This is a genomic window from Actinomadura livida (assembly GCF_014648675.1).
Taxonomy (GTDB): domain Bacteria; phylum Actinomycetota; class Actinomycetes; order Streptosporangiales; family Streptosporangiaceae; genus Spirillospora; species Spirillospora livida.
The window spans coordinates 131,690-149,752 of sequence record NZ_BMRO01000004.1 but is presented as its reverse complement, the minus strand read 5'-3'; the positions used below and the strand labels follow the sequence as shown (position 1 = coordinate 149,752).

Annotated in this window: 8 protein-coding genes; 4 read left to right on the top strand and 4 right to left on the bottom strand. The window is 67.5% G+C overall.

Features of this window, described 5'->3' with window-relative positions; all coding sequences use genetic code 11:
• The first annotated feature begins 2 nt into the window (after window positions 1-2).
• Both IEZ03_RS10420 and IEZ03_RS10415 read left to right on the top strand, forming a co-directional pair.
• The gene (locus IEZ03_RS10420; protein ID WP_184888756.1) at window positions 3-749 is read left to right on the top strand and encodes a hypothetical protein; all 747 of its coding nucleotides are present in this window, start codon (window positions 3-5) and stop codon (window positions 747-749) included.
• Window positions 746-1,924, top strand: a complete 1,179-nt coding sequence (locus tag IEZ03_RS10415) for a glycosyltransferase family 4 protein (protein ID WP_184888758.1) — start codon at window positions 746-748, stop codon at window positions 1,922-1,924. Before IEZ03_RS10420 ends, IEZ03_RS10415 begins: the two co-directional genes overlap by 4 nt.
• Here IEZ03_RS10415 and IEZ03_RS10410 read toward each other — a convergent pair.
• On the bottom strand, window positions 1,921-3,372 hold the full coding sequence (locus tag IEZ03_RS10410) for a hypothetical protein (protein WP_184888760.1): 1,452 nt from the start codon (window positions 3,370-3,372) through the stop codon (window positions 1,921-1,923). The two genes, IEZ03_RS10415 and IEZ03_RS10410, sit on opposite strands and share 4 nt — an antisense overlap.
• 123 nt (window positions 3,373-3,495) lie before the next feature.
• Here IEZ03_RS10410 and IEZ03_RS10405 point away from each other — a divergent pair, with 123 nt between their 5' ends.
• Entirely contained in the window at window positions 3,496-4,509 is a 1,014-nt protein-coding gene (locus IEZ03_RS10405) for a CDP-alcohol phosphatidyltransferase family protein (protein WP_184888762.1), read from the top strand.
• Window positions 4,510-4,708: 199 nt separating this feature from the next.
• On the opposite strand, the gene IEZ03_RS10400 is transcribed toward IEZ03_RS10405, so the two are convergent.
• The 3 genes from IEZ03_RS10400 to IEZ03_RS10390 all read right to left on the bottom strand — a co-directional run bounded on the left by IEZ03_RS10400 (window position 4,709) and on the right by IEZ03_RS10390 (window position 17,114).
• The gene (locus tag IEZ03_RS10400; RefSeq protein ID WP_184888764.1) at window positions 4,709-5,236 is read right to left on the bottom strand and encodes an SMI1/KNR4 family protein; all 528 of its coding nucleotides are present in this window, start codon (window positions 5,234-5,236) and stop codon (window positions 4,709-4,711) included.
• A gap of 5 nt (window positions 5,237-5,241) precedes the next feature.
• Window positions 5,242-14,574 carry a DNA/RNA non-specific endonuclease gene (locus IEZ03_RS10395; protein ID WP_184888766.1) on the bottom strand — a complete coding sequence of 3,111 codons (9,333 nt, stop codon included), beginning with the start codon at window positions 14,572-14,574 and terminating at the stop codon, window positions 5,242-5,244.
• A 110-nt stretch (window positions 14,575-14,684) separates the two neighbouring features.
• Complete coding sequence (locus IEZ03_RS10390) at window positions 14,685-17,114, bottom strand: DUF8189 domain-containing protein (protein ID WP_194506005.1); 2,430 nt, start codon at window positions 17,112-17,114, stop codon at window positions 14,685-14,687.
• Between the two features lie 437 nt (window positions 17,115-17,551).
• On the opposite strand from IEZ03_RS10390, the gene IEZ03_RS10385 reads away from it, so the two are divergent.
• On the top strand, window positions 17,552-18,055 hold the full coding sequence (locus IEZ03_RS10385; RefSeq protein WP_184888770.1) for a dihydrofolate reductase family protein: 504 nt from the start codon (window positions 17,552-17,554) through the stop codon (window positions 18,053-18,055).
• Window positions 18,056-18,063 lie beyond the last annotated feature (8 nt).

Sequence of the window (18,063 nt, the reverse complement as noted above, 5' to 3'; positions counted from 1 at the left end):
GGGTGGGCGTTGACGACCGCCTCCTGATCCGGTGGCCGGCTCCCCTGCCGGACGGCCGGCGGATCGTCCTGCGGCACCGCGCGTCCGGCGGCACGGTGGAGGAGCCGGTCGGCGGCGACCGCACCTCGGCCGCGCTCGCCGTCGGCGAACTCGACCCCGGCAAATGGCACGTGCGGCTCATGGCGGACAGGACGGACGTCCCGCTGCTGACCGACGACCCCTGCTTCTCGTTCGACGAGATGCGCGCCTACGCCGGGCTGCCCCGGGACCGCGCGGTCCGGGTCGTCCGCTCCTCGGAGGGGTATGTGTCCCTCCGCGTCCGGCGGGTGTCCCCGCACGCCGAGGTCGAGGCGGTGTACCCGGGCGAGGGCGAGATCAGGGTCGAGGGGCGGCTCGCCTACGCGGGCCCGCGTCCCGGCGAGGGGGCGCGGCTGACCGCCGTCGCCCGCGAGACGCGCCGCACCGTGACGCGGGACGCGCGGCTCGACGGGACGGAGTTCCGCGTCTGCCTGCCGGTGGACGCGTTCGCCGCGGAGGAGCCCGCCCTCTGGGACCTGTGGCTCGACGCCGGCGACGTCCACGCCCGCCTCGCGACCCGGCTGGACGACGCGCCGGGCAAGCGGGGCAAGGTGTCCTTCCCCCGGCAGCTCGTCCCCGCCGGTGAGCGGCAGATGTCGGTGCGGCCGTACTACACGGGGAAGGACGAGCTGTCGATCGCGAGTCACCTCGTGCCCGAGGAGACCGGATGAAGATCACGTTCATGCTGCTGGACGCGTTCGACGTCGACGGCACCGTGCGGACCACCTTCACCCTCGCGGGCGAACTCGCCCGCCGCCACGACGTCGAGGTCGTGAGCGTGCTGCGGAACGCCGACCGGCCCGTCCTCCCGCTGTCGGACCGCGTCCGCCTGCGCAGCCTGGTCGACCTGCGCCCGGACGCGAAGGTGCCGTGGCCGAACACCGCCCGCGCCGAACGCCTCATGGCGGAGCCGACCCGGATGGTCCACCCGGAGGAGCGCTGCTACAACAAGTTCTCCGCCTGGACCGACGTGCGGATCACCCGCTTCATGAAGCGGCTCCGCACGAACGTGCTGGTCACCACCCGCGCCGGGCTCAACCTGGCGGCGGCGCGGTACGCCCCCGGCCGGGTCGTCGTCATCGGGCAGGAGCACCTGCAGCTCGGAATCCACCAGCCCGGCATCCTGGCGGAGATCAAGGAGTGGTACCCGCGCCTGGACGCCCTCACCTGCCTGACGGTGGCCGACCGCGAAGACTACGAGGCCACGCTCCCGAACGGGTCGTGCCCCGTCTACACCATCGGGAACGGCCTGCCGGACCAGGTGTATCCGCGGTCCCGGCAGGAGAACAAGGTCGTCGTCGCCGCGGGCCGGATGGTGTGGATCAAGGGTTACGACCTGCTGATCGGCGCCTTCGCGAAGGTCGTGGAGAAGCATCCGGAGTGGCGGCTGCGGATCTACGGGCAGGGGGTGCGGCGCGAGGAGCTGCTCCGCAAGGCCACCCGGCTCGGGCTCTACAACAACGTCCTGCTCATGGAGCCGACCGACGACATGGAGGGCGAGCTGGCCAAGGCGTCCATCCTGGCCATGTCGTCGCGCGCCGAGCCGTTCGGCATGACGATCATCGAGGCGTTCGCGTGCGGGCTGCCCGTCGTGGGCTTCGACTGCCCGCGCGGCCCCCGCGAGATCATCAACGACGGCCATGACGGGTTCCTCGTCCCGCCGGCGGACGTCGACGCGTTCGCCGAGACGCTGATCCGGCTGATCGACGACGAGGACCTGCGGCACCGGATGGCCCGCAACGCCCTCGCCTCCGCCGAGCGTTTCGACGTCGCGGCCATCGCCGGGCTGTGGGAGAAGATGCTCACCGAGTTGCGCACCGAGCCACGCCGCAGGACGGGACGCTAACCGGACCCGGCGGGCACGCTCTCCGGCTCCGCGGGCGCCTCCGCCTCGGCGCCGTCGCGGCGCGGCGGGAGCACTGCCAGCGCGAGGGCGACGCAGGCGAAGGGGACGGCGGGCAGGACGTACCGGTAGTCGAAGTCGGCCGTCGCGGCGGGGATGACGAGGAGCGCGAGGCTCGTCCCCCACGGCAGCAGCGCACCGGTCGCCCAGTGCCGGACGGGCCGCATCGGCGTCCACCGGCCGCGGAACCGGGCATACGGCAACGCTCCGGCCAGCCCGCCGAGCAGCAGCAGACCGAGCACGGTGCCCGGCATGACCACGCGATCCTGGTAACCGAGCACGATTCCGGCCCACGGATCGACGACCCTCGTTTCACCCTCGGGGTCGTACCTCGCTGCGAGCTCGTCCTGCTCGTCGCTCCAGGACGCGCCCTCGGGGAACTCGTACTGCAGCCACGTCCACGGCGTCGGGTACGGGCTGCGCTCCCACTCGAACGCCCGGAGCGTGTCACGGACGACCACCCGCGCGTAGTCGGCGGGCTGCTCCGTGATGGCCTCCCGCGCGAACTCGCCCGCGAGCCGGTCGGACCGCTCCCCGTAGATCCAGCCGGGCAGGTCACGGAACGGGGAGTCCTTCGTCCACAGGGACGCGAACGCCGGCGAGATGCGGGGGTCGGTGTGCTCGGGACACATCACCGCGAGCTCCGGCCGCGGCTCGATGACCCGGCAGTCGGCGAAGTCGGCGGTGCGCCCGTACAGCCAGATGTTTCCGGCCCTGGCCATCGCGAACTCGCCGTACACGTGCTGGAACGCGAACATGTACCCGACGATCGGAAGCACGAAGGCCGCCACCGCACCGGCGCACGCCCGCCAGCCCGCCCGCCGCAGCAGCATGGCGACCAGGATCACCGCGATCAGCGGCAGCCCCGCCGACCTGGTGAGCGACGTGCCCGCCGCGAACACCCCCGCCAGCGCCCCCAGCCACCACGTCATGCGCCGCCGCCACAGGACGGCCGCCACCGCCGCGAGCAGCAGGAACGTGAACAGCGAGTCCGACATGAGCATGTGCTCAAGGGCGACCTGATGGACGGGAAGCAGCACGGGGACCGTCAGCGCCGCCCCCAGCACCCCCGCCGCCCAGGGGCGCACGACGTCCCGGGCGGCCCGCCACACCAGCACGTACACGAGCACACCGGTCAGCAGACCGAGGACATGCTGCACCGACACCACGACCGTCAGGCTGTGGAACGGTTTGAGGAGCCACAGCAGCAGCGAGTACCCGGACGGGCGCGTCTCCCCTGGCCGCCCCTCGATCGCCGACTCCAGATACTCCGGCGAGTCACCGAACCACATCGGCGCCGGATACCCCAGCACCGCGGCGACCCGGATGAGGACCGCCGGTACCAGCACGCACACGAGAGGCAGGTGAAGCAGCTCAGGTCGGGCACGCACCAGCAAAGACTACCCAGGGTGTTGGTCATCATCCGGTCGGACGATCACGAGTCGGAGACAATGCGGAGGACCGGAACCGGGCACCGGTAGCATCGGATCGCTTCCCACAAGGAAAGGATCTCCATGGCGAACTTCACGCTCGACGACGTTCGGCAACGGACGTACAAGGCGCGTGACGCCTGGTGGACGGTACTGCTGGTCGATCCGCTCGCCTCCAGGCTGGTGAAGTTCACGGCCAACCGGACGCGGGTGACCCCGAACCAGCTCACCGTGGGAGCCCTCATCCTCGGCCTCGCCGCCGGGGCCTGCTTCGCCGTCGCGTCCTGGCCGTGGCTGCTCGCCGGCGCGCTGCTGTACCACCTGTCCTTCACGCTCGACTGCATGGACGGCAAGATCGCCCGCCTGAAGGGCACCGGCTCGGTCTTCGGCGCCTGGCTCGACTACATCTTCGACCGCGTCCGCGTCCTGGCCTGCGCGATCGCCCTCATGGGCGGCCAGTACGCCGCCACCGGCAACGTCGCCTACATCTGGACGGCCCTGGCGGTCGTGTTCCTCGACATGCTCCGCTACATGGACGCGCTGGAGATCTACAAGGTCCGCACCCAGATGCGGAACACCCTGACCGCCGCCCGCCGCGAGGCCCACGACCTGGAACAGGCCGCCCAGCGCGCCAACGGCGGCCTCCCCGCCGACGACGACCTGCTCTCCGCGGAAGAGGCCATCGGCGACGACCCGGACGCCGACCTGGAGAACCGCGTCATCGGCGACGACCCGAACGTCGCGCTCCAGCAGGGCTTCAACAAGCGCTTCCCCTGGTACGCCCGCATCCGCAACGTCCTGATGGCGGGCCGCATCCGCCCCCACCTGGTCAGCGGCATCGAGTTCCAGATGGGCGTCTTCATCATCGCCCCCATCGCCGCCGCAGTGGTCTCCGGCGCCATCATCCCGGTCGTCGCCATCAGCGGGGCGGGCCTCCTGGCCTTCGAACTGGTCATCATCTACAAGTTCTGGCTCTCCAGCCGCGACTACAGCCGCAACCTGGCGAACCTCAACGCCAAGATCGCCGACTACCGCACCCAGCTCCCCACCGACCACCACCAAGAGGCAGCCACCCCCGTAACCACCAACTCAGGCTGACCCCACCCACGAAGTCCCCGGGAAGCGCCATTCTCCCGGGGACTTCATCATCTCCGCCCCACAAACCGGAGGAGCGGCGCGGACCCTCCACGAACGCGTGGTCGACGCAGCGGTTCTCCCCAACCGGAGACGTGGCTTTCTCGCCTCGATCAAGGCGCTGCACCACATAAAAATTGGCCAAAAATTCTTCGCGGGAGCTTTACGGAAGCGGGCACTGTTCGATCTTCGCATCCGGGGATGGGAAGTCTGGAGCCAACACGGGGCAGACGAGTTCACGGGTTATTAGTCCCGTGACGAAGTCGGTCAGGGAGCCGTTGAACTCCCACCAGGCCCCCTTGTCGTAAGAGTGGCCCGCCACCACGACCGTCCATGTGTCCGGGTCACCCTCGGTCCGCCAGAACAGATGGTCGCTGTTGTCGGTAACACCCCACGGGAACAGGCCACCCGCCACGGGGTAGAGCGAAAACGGCACAAGGTCAAGGGTCGGAAACTCCTCAATGAGATCCTCTGCCGCCCCGAGTATGTCTTCCGCCCAGGAGACCAAATTCTCTCCTTCCGCATCCTCGATGGGATGGAAGATACCCAGAAAATCGTCTACGTTGAGCGACGGATATTTTCGACAAAGCTCCATGTAGTCGCTGGGAAGGCGAATTCCGAGCTGCTCCCTCAACTTGTCCCAGTCGACGGGAGGCGGCACCTGGACGGGCTCACCAATAAGTTCGATCATCCGAGTCAGTGAAGCCATGGAAATATCACTCGATGCTTTCTGTGCCTGGATTTGCTGTTCTGAATCGTAACGTTGAAGTACAGTCCGCCGCTCCCGTGTGCAGTCATGTGCACCGCGGACGCCCGGCCGGAGTGGCCGAGATAGACCGGTCGCACTTCATAATATACCTGCTGATCCTCATCCTCGACTGCCCGGCGTACGATGTTCTCATACTTCTTCATAGAAGAATTGTTCATCCGCTGATAGATGGTAAACAGGTTCCTCGGGTCCGATCCACTTCCTCCCAACTGGTCACCTATAAGGTGTCCGCGCGAGAAGACTCTGGCAGAATTTTTTGGCTTCCCGGCAGCATCCCGAGGCCAGCCGCTGGGGAGGATCGACTTCTTCGCTGGGGATCCGCCCGCTAGATCCCCGTCACTGCAGTATTGGGCGCGAGCGCCGGTGGCCCGGCCTTGGCTGTCGAGTGGTCTGTACTCCTTGAACGGCAGGCAGCCATTGTCACCGTCGCCGCCCGTAGTACCCTGGCTCGGATCTGGTTCCCAGGCTGTCCCTGCTTCCGGGTACAGGAAGGACGAGCCGTAGGGATTGACTGGGAAAAGGACAGGACTGCGGTCGGGCTCCGGAGCCGTGACCGTACTCGTGGGGGGCGGCGGAGCCGCACCGCCTGAGTCGAAGTGAATCTCGGCGGGCGGAGCCGTGGAGGCGGCGCCGGCCAGTGAAATCTGGCTGACGATTGATCCGGCGTCGCTGACGGCTTTAGCGCGCATGTCCCGCAAAGACTGGGCAGTATCCTCGACGACGTTGTGCGTCCTGGCCCTCGTGGGCATTCGGGCGGGGCCTGTCGAGATTCGGCTCCCAGGGTCCGCGTAGGAGGGTCTGCGCAGTGAGGGGTTTATGGTTCGGGCCTTGTTCCGGGCGTCGTTCGCCGCTCGGCGTTTGGCCGCCGCGGTTCTCGCCCGGGCCCGCGCGATGGCTCGTGCCCGGGCGATGGCCGCTCGCTGGGCGGCCGACAGGCCGCCGTTTCCTCCGTAGGAGCTTCCCCGGCCAGGCGCGGAAGAGGAGCTTCCTCCCCGCCGCGTGAAGCTGCCGCGAGCACTATCACCCGATCCAGGGCTAGCGCAGAACCACGGTGCGCGGCACCCAGTCCCGGTAGGCGGGTTGAGGAAGGGGCTGCCCCCGCCGCCGCTAGGTGCCTGCCATGCGTCCCAGGCGTTCTTGAGGGCCTGCGCAGCTCGCCAGGCGCGATACACACGCCACCCGGTCCAGGCCACCCTGCCGCCTAGGACAAGCCCCCCGATGATGACCGGCGCCAAATGGCCTGTGGGATCGAAGTGGTCATTGGGGTTCGCATTTCCATAGGTGTAGCGGTTGCCATGGACCGAAGCCGGGGACGGATCGAGGTTCCAGGAGTCACGGCTGTTGAAGGCCCCGATGGACGGGTCGTACCAGCGGGCGGCCATGTTGACCAGGCCGGACTCCGGGTCGGTCCAGTCGCCTTGATAGCCGATGCCGGGTTTGGTGCCGGTGCTGGCGGTGGGTTCTCCGAAGGGGCTGTAGGAGACAGAGTCGGTGAGGGTGGTGAGGTCGGCCTCGGGGTCGAACGTGCCGAACACGTCGTCGTGTTTGTCGGAAAGGGTGATCCGAGTGGTCAGGCCCTGGGCGGTTGCCAGTGGTTCATCGGATGGGCCTCGCGCGTATCGGGTCAAGCCGTCGGCGACAGGGTCAGAACCCAGCCCCGCGTAGGTGAACGAGATGCCGTTGCGGGTGGCGAGGCGGTCCAGTCCGTCGTAGGTGTAGCTGGTGCCGCCGGACGTGATCAGCCGGTCGAAGGCGTCGAAGTCATAGGTGGTGGAACCGTTCGCATCCGCCTTGGACGCCAAGGTGCCGCGGGGTGTGTAGGTGAACGTGGTCGAGCCGTCGGTCGTGCGACGGTTCCGTTCGTCGAAGGTCGCGGTATTGGTCCCGCTCTTGGTGCGGTTGCCGGAGTCGTCCCACTCATAGGCGGTGGTAGTGCCGTCGCGCGTCCAGGTGGTCAGACGGCTGGCGTCGTCGTAGCCGTAGTTCTCCTCGGCGGCAAGTGCGGTTCCGGTGGTGGTCTTGCCGGTGGTCTGGTCATTGTCGTCGTAGGTGTAGGACACGGACGCGACCACGGCGCCCTGGTCGTTCTTCAGGGTGTCGCTGGCGAGGCGGCCAAGGCCGTCATATCCGGCGGTGCGGATCCGGCCTGCCCCGTAGTCGACCCTGTTGACCTCGCCGGCGGCGTTGTAGCCGTAGGTGCGCGTGGCTCCGGTGATGCCGTCTTGGACGGTCTTGAGACGGCCGTCGAGGTAACCGAAGCCGGCCGTGCCGGTGATGTCCGTTCGGGTCGTCGGCTGCCCGTCGCCGTTGTAGGTCCATGAGGCGGTCCCGGATGGGCCGTTCGCCGAGGTGAGCAGACCCCGGTCGTCGTAGCCGTAGGTATTGGTCCCGGAGGCGGCGTTGACCTTGGTGGGCCGCCCGGCGGCGTCGTAGTCGAAGGTGCGGTCGGCCGTCGGGGACGAAGTACCGGAGCCCGATTCCGTGACGATACGGCCGGCGGCGTCGAAGGCGCGTTCGCGGACGACCCCGCCCGGTGCCGTGATCTTGACGGGGTTGCCGGCTTCGTCGTAGGCGCTGGTCCAGGTGCGCTGCGCCGGGGCCGGGTGCGCGGCGGTTGACGGCTCGATGATCGATTCGGGTAGTCCGAGCGAGTTGACCGTGTAGATGGTGTCGTTGCCGCGGCCGTCGGTGAAGCGGGTGCGGTTCCCGGCGGCGTCGTAACCGAACGTGGTAGTGATCGACTTGGTGTCCGTGACCGGCTCGACCTGCCTCACCAGCCGGTCTAGAGCGTCATACGCGAACGTGGTCGTGTTGTTGAGCGGATCGGTTACGCCGGTGAGATTGCCCGCCATGTCGTAGCGGTAAGTGGCGTTGGAAGTCTCCGTGCCGTCGGTCTTGAGCGCGCTCGTAGCGGCGAGGCGTCCGATGGTGTCGTAGCCGAGTTTGCTGGTTCGGCCGAGGGCGTCGCTCGTCCGGATCTGGCGGCCGAGTCCGTCGTAGCCGAACTCGGAGGAGGTTCCGGCGGGGTCGACCGTCCTGGTGAGCTGGTTCGCGCTGTCGTAGGTCGCGGTGCTCTCGGCTCCGGTAGGCGTAGTGGTCGTGACGAGGTTGCCGGCGTCGTCGTAGGTGTAGCGAGTGGTGTACGCGGCCGGTACCGGCGTCCGTACCGTCTCAGTCGTGGTGACCTTGCGGGCGAGGTCGTCGTACGTGGCCTCAGTACGGGCGCCGACGGGATCGGTGACGGCGACCAACTCACCGGTGCGGGTGTAGTCGTACTGCCATATCGACCTGTCGTCGTTCGTCTTGGCCGGTGCGTCGAGCCTCTGGAGGCGCCCCAGCCGGTCGTAGAAGTAGCGCGTCTCGTTCTGCTTGGGGTCGATGACCTTCTCGACCTGCCCGATCGGGTCGTAGAACGTCGTCGTCGTCGGAGCGAGCGGCGTGGTCGAGCCGGGCGGGGTGTATGTCGGGGCGATCTCCTTGACCGGCTGCCCGAGGCGGTCGTACTCGGTCCGGGAAATCACACCGAGCGGATTCTTGAACTCGGTGGGCTCGTCGAAGGTGTTGAAACCTGTGACGGTCTCGGGCCTGGTGGTCGACGGGGCGCCTCCTCCGGACTCCGCTTCCACCGGCGGAGACGTGGCAGTGATCTGCCGGCCGACTTCGTCGTATCCGTAGGTGGTGGTGTAGGCGGACTCGTCCGCCCCATCCGCGTTGCCGCGGGGATCGGTCACCGAGGTGAGCAGGTCGCGCTGGTCGTAGGTGAAGGACGTGATGTGCGCGGCACTGCCGTCGTCGACGGTCCGGCGGGTGAGACGTCCGGGTGTGTCGTAGGCATAGGTGGTCGTCTCGCCTGTGGCGGGAGTCGCCCATGGCACGTTCGACGGCGCGCCGGTGACGGTCTCCCGGGTTATGTTGCCGCCGACGTCGTACCGGTAGCTGACGCTGCGTGCGATGCCCCCGGGATCGACGGTCGCGGATTCCAGGCGTCCGACGTTGTCGTAGACGTTCCGGACGGTGTTCTTCCCGTTCCCGGTGACCATCTTCGTGGCGTTGCCGGCACCGTCGTACTCGACGGTCGAGATCACGAAGTCGCGTTCGGTGCCGTCCGGGTTGCGGAAATCCTTCAGCGTCACGGACTTCAGCAGGTCGTCGCCGTAGTAGGTCAGCTCGGTGCGGCGGCCCATCGCATCGGTGTTGGCGACGAGGCGTCCGGCGTAGTCGTAGGCGCGGGCTTCGATGACCAAGTGGTCGTCGAGTTCGGGGGCGCCCGCGGGGTCGCCGTCGAAGTCGCGGAGGCGGACCTCGGCGAGCATGTTGCGGGCGGTGTAGGCGTACTCGAACCGGTTGCCGGCCGGGTCCACGACGGCGGTGACGTTGCCGAACCGGTCGTGCTGGTAGCCGGTCTCGTGGTCGTGGGGGTCGGTGGCGCGTTCGAGCAGGTTGTGGTCGTCGTAGGCGAAGGTGGTGACGCGCGGATCGCCGTTCCCCGTGGTGTCGGAGACCTCGGTTCTGATCAGGTTCCCGTCGGCGTCATAGGCGTGGTCGGTGCGCTGCTGCTGTGCGGCACCGGTGACGGCGTTGGTGGTGGCGGGTTCGGTGACGCTGGTCAGGTTCGACCAGCCGTCATATCCGTAGTAGGTGGCGGCCCCGGCCGGGACGCTGTCGGAGACCTCGGTGGCGGACTTGCGGCGTCCGATGGAGTCGTAGGTGTACCTGGTGATGAGGCCGGACGAGTCGGTGACCTGACCCAGGTCGCCTTCCTGCGTGTAGGCGTAGCGGGTAACGGCGCCACGCGGGTCGGTCTCGGTGCGGACCAGGCCGCTCGGCATGTTCCCGCCGCCGACCGCGGCCTCCGCGCCATTGGTGTAGGTGTATTCGACTTGGCCGCCGCCCTGGGGATTGGTCTGGATCCTTAGGTCACCGGTCGCGGTGTAGGTGTAAGTGGTCCTGTACCTGTTGTCGCCGACGCTGGTCGAACGTCCGTCGCGGTACTCGATCGGCTGGTCGTTGCGCGGGTCGGACGGATCCGTGACCGCCGGGAAGGTGTAGTACGCCGTGTGGCAGACGTCCTTGGTGCGGCAGGTGGTGCGGGTCAGGATGTTGCCGCGGTCGTCGTAGGTGAGCTTGACCGAGTCGCCGTTCTCGTTGGTGATCGTCGTCGGATGGCGCTGGTCGTCGTACTCGAACGTCCGGATCCCCATCCCGTCGAGCGTCATGCCCATCCAGTCGGGGACGCCGCCGGGGTTGCCGGGCAGATCGGTGCAGAAGCTGGGATCGCCGGGGTCGGGTGTCGTGCACACGTACGTCGGGGTCGGGGACGGCGTCGCGGTCGGCGTCGGAGGTTCGTTGTCCTCGTCCCGGACGTCCAGCCCCATCGGGATACCGACACGGATCATCTGGCCGGTCAGCGCGTCCGTCTCGTACAGGTGGGGACGGTCGGCGGGGTCGCGGACCTCGACGGCGCGCCGCAGGTCCGTGGCACCGCCGTAGACGGTCGGGGTCTTGATCTTCCACGTGCCGCCGTTGCGGTCGGTGTACTCGCTGACCCGGTCCTGATCTGTGTCGTATTCGACCTGGGTGGCGGTCTTTCCGCTCGGGAGAGTAGTTCTCGTGAGCTGGTCGGCGGCGGTGCGGGCACTCGCGTAGTGTGCCGCGACCTGAGCGGGGCCCAGCGGGTGATGGTAGATCGCGACTTCGTCGATGGTGCCGTTGTAGAAGCGGCGCTGGGCGGTGCCCCAGCCGGGCCAGGACGAGGGTGTGGACGCGAACGCGGCGCCGATCTGGTTCTGGGTGAGCGCGTGGTGGTCGGGCGTCTGGCCGGTGAGCGTCGCGACCTTCTGGCCGTCGAGGTAGAGCGTCTGAGTCGAGCCCATCGCCGAGAGGACGGCGTGGTGCCACTGGCCGTCGTTGACGGCCTTGGTGGACGACATCGGCGAGATGGGCCCGCCGCTCCAGAACTGGCCGTGCAGTTTGCCGTCCGTGCCGGTGTACAGCGCCGGGACACCGATCCCGGACGCGGCGTCCAGCGATTTGTCTTGGTAGCCGATCAGCGGGCCGCCGGACCCGGTCGGCCTGTTCTTGAACCAGACTTCGATCGCCAGGTCACGGCTCTTCTTCACCGTGCCGGCAAGCAGGGTCACCTGCGACGACGTTCCATTGAGCATGGCCGCCGTGTTGCCGGTTCCGGCGAGTGCCCCTTCGGCCTGGAGTGTGACGTTCTTGTACGTTGCGCCGTCTTCACCGAGGTTGACCGCGACCTGGCTGGATGCGCCGACGCCTTCGTCCTCTCCGAGCCGCCAGTACGACTCGGGACGGTCGTCCAGAACGGTCGTGCGGTAGTGCGAACCGGTCTCGTAGTCGTAGGTGGTGCAGCGGGACGCCGGCCCGCAGACCTTGGTGAGCAGGTCGCCGCTGTAGGTGTAGTTCCAGGTGAGGGCCTCGCCATCGACTGGCGCGGTCCTGACGGACGCCACATGGGAACCCGACCAGGTGAAGTAGAGCGCGCGACCGCCGGGCGCAGTGGCCCTCGCGAGCCTCCCCGTGGACGGGTCGTAGAAGAGGGTGATGGCGTGCTTGCCCGCGTCGGTGATGGCGGTCAGGCGTCCGTTGACGAACTCGAACGTGGTGCCCGCCTTATCGGTGAGCTTCCATTTGCCGGGTTCGGGGGTGAGCGTGGCCTCGCGTCCCATGGGCGGGGCGTAGCTCCCATCGGGGTTCCTTCCGTAGCGGACCTGCTGACCGTCCGGGTAGCCGACGACGACATTGCCCGAGCCGTCCTCGTCCTCGGTCAGGCGCATGTCGAACTGGGTCGTCCAGCCGGCCCCGAAGGGAGAGTCTCGGCGTGGGTCCAAGCTGTTGTAGGTTCGCTCGACCTTGAGCTCCGGGCCGACCGTGGCGACGCTGGCGTCGATCGCCGACGTGGAGTAGTTGCCGGACGACGGCTCGAACTCGTGGGCCTGGCCATGGGCCAACTGTGCGGTGAGCTGCGGCTGCGGCACCGCGGTCTGCAGCATGACGCGGGGCGACGGAACCTCATTGCCGGTGTCCTTGACGAACACCCGCCACAGGTACGTCTTGCTCCATGAGAGATTTCCGGCTGGAACCGTCCAGGCGTACTCCGGGACGTAGCCGGAGTCGAAGCAGTTGACCGGTTCGCCGTCCTCGTCCTTCTCGCAGATCTCGTACTTGTAGCTCAGCGACGATCCGGGCGGGGCGTCCAGGTCGATGGCGGTCGCCCAGAGCTGCGGGGTCAGCGTCGGGGCCTGGTAGCCGTTCGACGGGTAGACCTCCTGCACAACCGGTGCGATGTCGATGATCTTGATGCGGAGGCGGATCGGCGGGACCTGCTCGTCGGTGAAGATCGGCCCGCCATGGCGCACCATCGTGAAGTCGATGGAGTACGTGCCGGGTTGCAGCGGCTTGATGACGGCGTCCAGCGTCGCCTTACCGCCGCGTGGGACGTTCCCGGTGAGGTTCGCCGAACGTTGCTGGGTGACCAGTTCGCCCTTGGCGTCGTAGACGCGGTACCCGAGGTAGTACGTGCTCGGCGTCCAGGTCTCGGCGCCGGTGTTGGTGACCGCCACCTTCACCTTGCCGCTCTGCGCCTGGGTGACCGGCGGATTCGGCACCGGGTCCGTGATCGCGTACTTCGCGTTGTACGGGCTGTGCGTCACGATGAGCCGCGGCGGGTTCGCGGTGCCGTGTCCCGTGAACTTCTTGGTGCCGAGGCCGCCGGACGACTCGTCCCGCACCGAGAGCCCGTAGTTCGGCTGGGTGCCGTTGACCCACCGCTGCACCAGGTCGCGCCCGCTCTTGCCCAGGTTGAAGGTCACGGGCTTCGTCGGGCACTTGGACTTGGTGGAGCCGAACTCGATGTGCCCGTAGGAGAACGACTTGCGCGCCAGCGCCCCGCCGACCGGTGGGCCGGGGTACTTCAGGCCGGTCGCGCCCGCCCAAGCCTCGGTGACCGGGCGGACGCTGACCGGCCGTGACTTGCAGGTCTGCGAGTCGTAGTTCACCATCCACAGCGACGCGCCGAAGATCCGGTGGTGTTGGAGCCTGCTGCTCAGCCCCGGGAAACCGAGGTAGGCGGCCGACCGGGAACCGACCGTCAGGTCCTGGGATCCGCCGACCTGGCCGCCGTCGTTGACGGTCAGGCTCGTGGTGGCCGCGCTGATCTCGACGCTCGGGTCGACGTCGACGGGGAAGACACGCGCGGGATCGGCGAGCCACTCCGGGTCGGCGGTGACCTTCAGGGCGGGCGCACCGTCGACCGACACGATGCTGTAAGTCACGTTGTCCGATGTGGCGGGCTCGGCCGCCGAGTCGGTCATGAAACCGGGGGGAATCACGGCCTTCGTCTGTCCGGACGCATCGGTGAACTCGACCTGATCACCGGCGACGCGCGCGGTGAGGCCCTTCAGCGACAGCGGGAAGACGAAGGTGCCGGACGCCTTGGGCGACCGCAGGACGAGAGTCTCCTTCAACCCCCCGGAGCCGATGTCGATCCTCAAGTCGGTGTGTGGGAGTGCACCGGGATAGGTGACGCCTCGCTCCCCCGGCCGTCCGGCCTTCGCGTCGGCGCCTTGCAGGGAGTAGCCGATCTCCTGACCGCCGCCGAGCCCCATCCGGACGACCGGATCGGCGTTGACCGCCGGCGCCAGGCGGATGTCGACGGAGTCGGCCGCGTTCCGCCACCCCTGCGCAGGAACGTCGGCGGACCCGCCCGTGGCACCGACGGGGACGAGGCGGGTGTCGACAGGTGCCCACGAGCCGTCCGGGCGCCGGTAGTTGATCGGCCGGGGTGAGACCTCGGTGGACTCGGTGCCGTCGGCGTTGACGTACGCGCGGAGGTGCGCATCCCGCCGTTCGGGTAGTTCACGGCTCGTCTCAGTGTCGAAACCCGACACGTCCTCCGACTCCGCCGCCGGTTGGGTCGCCACACTCGCGGTGTTGCGCGGCGGTTGCGGCGACTTCTTCGCCGTGGTCAACGGGTGCTGGGAGCGCAAGGACTTCGGTTCCGTCCGGTTGCGCCCGGCGACCGGCACGTCTCCTCCGCGCCCTGCGGCGCTGCCCCAGCCTTGCTTCGGTCCGTGCGGTTCCGGCAGATCACGCCACGCCGACAGCGCACCGATCCCGCTGCTGTCCAGGGTCGCGACGAGGGACAGGACGAGCACCACCGCGGCGGTCCGGAACATCACGGAGTGCCGTGTGGTCCGCCGCTTGCCTGCACCGATGAACAGCCGGTTTGGCCGCACCATGTCTCACTCCCGGTCACGGGACGGCACGGAAAGCCGTCCGTGTTTGCGATGGGATGCCACCCGGTTCGCGGGGCCGTCCCGAGGGCGTTTCGGGACGGCCCCGCAGTGGGTCAGCGGGCCGCCGGCGGTTTCGGAAGCGCTCGGCTGCCGAACTCCGGGGACTTGGACGCGAGCCGAGCGGTCTCTTCCTCCGGCCAGTAGAGGCGTGTCTGCTGGTTGACCGTTCGGAAGAGATACGACCAGGTGGGGCCGTTCGTCGCGGAGTAGGTGAACGCGGTCGGATCTGTGGCCGGGACGGAGGTGTCATAGTCCGGCTGGGCATCGACCCAAGCGCGCCACTGACCGGAACCCTGGACCGTCTCGCCAGTGCTGTGAATCCGGTCGTCGGTGCCACGCACGACGATCTCCGTCTTGCCGCTGCCCGGGCTGAGCACCGCGGACGGCGAGCCTGCCGCGACGAGGTCTCCGACCTGGTTCCACGTCGCCTGGAAATTCCCGGAAGCGTCCTGCGCCTTGGTCACGATGTGGCCATCGGGGTTCCGCACGAAGATTCGCAGACGGCTGCCCGGATAGGTGACAACCGACGCGTTACCGGAGTGACCTGGACCGCTCAGGGTCGCGCAATCCGAGACGGTGCCGCGCGCGTACAGCGCGGTGCGCCACGTTCCGGAGGCGTCCAGGAAGAAGAGCCGCAGGCCGTTAGCGACCGGAACCGCAAGCGGTGCGGTGTCGGCCGACAGGCCCGTCACTCCTAGGTCGATCCAGTTCTGGTAAGGGTCGTTGGCGGCGTACTGCGGCAGTGCCCTGAGCGTCCCGGCAGCGTCGGCCGCGAAGGCCACGAGGGTGTCGTCATGCCGCGCGACCGTGACGGTGGATCCCATTGGACCGTTTACATCGACCCAGTCGCCCCAGGCGGCAGGATCCTTCGTGACCTGGGTCCGGGACCAGACGTCGCCGTCGAGATTGTGGGCCAGGACGTTGAGGCGCCCGTCAGCCTGCTCGCCGAGTGCAGGCTGCCCGTAGTAGCCCTCCTGCCCATGGATCGGTGTCCACTGAATCGACCCGAGCGCGCTCGGATCGGCACTGCCGTGCATCAGGCGTCCGATGCCGTCGGTGTAAGCCAGCTGCAGGACGCCCGTCGACCCGCCGGCGACCGCGGACGCCTGGAAGACCGTCGTCGGGTTGTGCGGCTCCGGAACCGCCGCGGCGACCTTCACCCGCGGGGCGGGATCGGCCGCGGGCGCGGCACCCGTGCAGCCGGTCGCGGGCGTCTTGAAGTAGGCGAACTGATCGACCCAGATGCGAACCGGGGATGAACTGGCGTTGGAAATCGCAATTTTGCCGTCAGCGCCGAGCTTGGCCGGTAGTGCCCCGCTGTAGGTCCAGGTTTGCTGGAATGTCACCGCGTGGGTCTCCGAGGCGGTGGTCCCAGATGGATGGACCCGCAGGACACCGTTCCCCGTACGGTGGTAGTTGGTGACGTTCAGATACACGCCCGACACCCCCGACGCTGGGACGCCACCTTGTCCAAGCGGCGCTATGGTGTACGTCCCATTCGCCGGAACCGTCACATCGTTGACAAGCCGGGTCGGTGTAATCGGCTGCACCGTTGAGCCCTTTACCGCTGCCTCCGGTTTGGCGAAGTAGCCCGCCACATCGAGCGATGCCTTAATCGGCTTTGAGCCGGTATTTGCCATCTTGATCTTGCCGCTCTCGTCGACTCGGCCAATTACTTGGTTCTGGACCAACAGGTTCTGGCCATAGTCCAGATTGGTGTCGTTCGGCATACTCTCCTCGGCAGAGAAAACGGTGAGTTTGCCATCGACATCACTTGAACCCGACAGAGTGAACAGGACACCTGAAACCCCTGCCGAAGGAACGCCGGCCTTGCCCAGCAAAGCCGCTTCTGCCGTCCCATTCGCTGGCACGTCCACCTGGCCAATTCGCTCAGGCTTCACTGGTACGAAGGTCGCACCGACCTGTGCCCCCGGCGCCGACAGCGAGTACCCATGGGCATCGACATAGATCCGGACCGCTGAAGACGAGTCGTTGGTCAGCGTCACATTACCGTCCGAGCCGACGCCTACGAAGACCAAGTTCTGGCTGTAGAAGTATTGGCGATACCGGATAGTCGTGGTATCCGGCATCACCACGCCGGAAGGGTATGCGATCAACTGCCCGGTGCCGGTTCTCCCACTGGCGGCTATGTTCATGGCCACCGAGGCCACACCGGATGCCGGAATGCCCGCTTTACCGGCGATCTTCACTTTCACTGTTGCACCGGCATCGATGACCGGGCCGTCCAGAAGGCCGCCTCGTGCCATGAACCACTGCCCGGCTTCCGGCGTGATCTTCGGGACAGCGGATGTCTGGGACTTCGCGGCTGATGCAGGCGACGGCCTACCGGCCAGCGGAATAACACCCACACCCAGAACCACCGCGAAGAACACAGCAATGCAGCCGCGAATACTACAGCTTCGCACGACCCGACCTTTCGTCAAGCCGCCGCGAAGTCGTAAATCGCGGCGCCAACCGGACATCCGCCACATGATCACTTGGAAAAATGATTCCGACAAGATCGTTGACCGGATCCGGACAGGTACCTAATCATTGCGTGCCTGAATTTCAATCACCCCTAAATTAAGCACGTGAACCCAGCCTCCGCCATATCGTTCCAGCTCAAGCCACTACCGCTGGAGAGGCAAACTTCCAACATCTGAAGATCGCGACAGGAGCACTACCCACAGTGAGTGATTACGGTGGTGTAAACCAGCAACGCATACGGGTGCCGTGACGAGGGATGGCCGCCAGGGTTCGGGTGCGGTGAGTTTCCCAGCGGTCTGCGCAGACGTGTGAGACGAAGCCGGTGCAGGGTGAGTGGGGTGGCGCTCGGGCTCGGGTGGGGGTGGGGCGATTAGTTTTTGGGGGGCGGGGGGTCTTCTCTCTTGGGTAGCTGTATGGGCGTGGAGGGAGACTCGTGGGGAACGTTGTTTACGGGATGCATGCCTCGATGGACGGGTTCATCGAGGGGCCTGACGGCGGGTTCGGGTTCACGGAGCCTGCGGAGGACGTGCATCAGGCGGCCAACGATCAGGTGCGGCGGTGCGGGGCGTTCCTGTTCGGGCGGCGGCTCTACGAGGCGATGGAGAAGCCGTGGACGGAGCAGCTCGGGCAGGAAGGGGCGCCGGCCGTCGAGCGGGAGTTCGCCCGGCTTTACAAGGAGACGCCGCGGTACGTCTTCTCTGACACGTTGCAGAGCGTTCCCGACGGGGTCACGATCGTCCGGCGCAAGGACGCGGCTTCCGTGGTGGAGCGGCTCAAGCGGGAGGTCGACGGGAACCTGGAGATCGGCGGAGCCGAGTTGGCCGGTTCTCTGGTCGACCTGATCGACGAGTTCCTGGTGTACGAGTTCCCCGTGCTCGTCGGGGGCGGCAAGACGTACCTGCCCGTGGAGAGCGAGGTGCGGCTGCGGCTGGTCTAGGTTCGGTC